Below are 1,413 nucleotides of genomic sequence, written 5' to 3'. Positions count from 1 at the left end.
GCCCGAGCAGCATCTACGGGTCTCACACATCCTTGACGGAGCGTTCCTCGAGCGCGGCCGCATCACCAGACTCAGACGCGGATGGCCGGCGCTTTTCGAAGAGCTAGCACGAGTCCTCCCTCGGATCCGTGAATTCGTCTGACCTCGAACCACATACGATCGAAGACAGGCCTGTCTTCAGCAGTATTGGGCTGCGCCCAAACAGTTTTCACCTGTCGAGAGGGAAGCTCCACGAATCCCTCAGCGATTTAGTTGTAATGGACCTCGACACCGGAGGCCGCCAGCGTCGCATAAACCAGGGCGTGCGTCGCAAAAACATTCGCTCGATCCACGTCCTTTTCGATCGCGTTGTCCGATAGTTCGGAGTAGTGCAAAGCTCGGATAGCCCACGTCGTCGAATCCTTGACTGTAGCCATGAGATTGCGCTCCTAAAATTGGTGGGTTCGTGTTGACCCGCTAAACCTTTCACACATGTGCAGCCGTCCGCGACCCCAGTTTGCAACTAGGCGTTGCCCTCTCACTACGGAGACAAAAACAGCAGCAGGTCGCCACCTCGACCAATCTCGTGGGGAATCTTCCCTCACAAGATCAGGACCGCCGATTGTGCTGCGGTCTAGGTCGGTGTGGCGACCTGCTGCTCGTCGCACATTCGAGATTAGCCGAGGGCTACGACACACCGATCAGAAAGGGTGCGACGGCGGGCTGCTTTCTCACGCTTTTGCGGCGCAGCGACGAGTCCCGATGTAGACGGACCCGGGGGTACACGTGGTGTGCGTTTTTTAGGCCGAGCTGTCGTGCGCGGGATTCTGTTCGGACGTTTGGGGTGCATTCGCGGCGGCCGTGTTTTCTGCCGGCGCCGACGAGGATCGCTTACTCGACGCTGCGGCCTTCTTCTTTTTCGGTGCGCTGTATCCCATAGCGGCGAGTTCCTTGACGGTCCACCCGCCCGCGAGCGCGCGTTCATGGGCGAGGCGGATCGTGTCCTCTGCCTCAACCCGTGCCGCGTCGATGGCAGCAAGCTCAGCTTCCGCCTCGCCGATGGCACCGACGAGAGCGACTCTCGTTGCAATCGCCTCCTGCGCCAACGATTCTGCGGCCTTGCGTGCTGTCTCCAGCGCCTTCTTGTGGCTTGACGGCGTTGTCGCGGTCATGGCAGTGGTATCTCCTTCACTCGAGGTTGTGCTCGCATCAATCTCAGCGGTGCTCTGTTGAGGTTCTCCGCTGTCGTTACGCAAATCGTAGTGGCCTGCGGCTGTGCTGTCGGGTGCGCCGTCCGTCACTGTCATCCCCTCCCACTGTGAGTGAGCGCAGACGCCGCGATACGAGTAGGACCAATTCTTGACGCGGTTCTGCTGAACAGTCATGTTCGAGCCGCAGTCATGGCAGATCAGGACGCCGAGGAACTTGGTTGCC

1 protein-coding gene and 1 pseudogene are annotated in these 1,413 nt (G+C 59.8%); both read right to left on the bottom strand.

Features of this window, described 5'->3' with window-relative positions; genetic code table 11:
• Window positions 1-248: 248 nt before the first annotated feature.
• Window positions 249-416, bottom strand: coding sequence for a hypothetical protein (locus tag ABT116_RS46250; protein WP_003941561.1), 168 nt, complete (start codon window positions 414-416; stop codon window positions 249-251).
• A gap of 363 nt (window positions 417-779) precedes the next feature.
• A pseudogene (locus ABT116_RS46245) lies at window positions 780-1,413 on the bottom strand (hypothetical protein); the annotation flags it as partial.

The organism is Streptomyces sp. NPDC002130, assembly GCF_040296465.1.
Taxonomy (GTDB): Bacteria; Actinomycetota; Actinomycetes; order Streptomycetales; family Streptomycetaceae; genus Streptomyces.
This window is presented reverse-complemented; position numbering and strand designations above follow the sequence as displayed.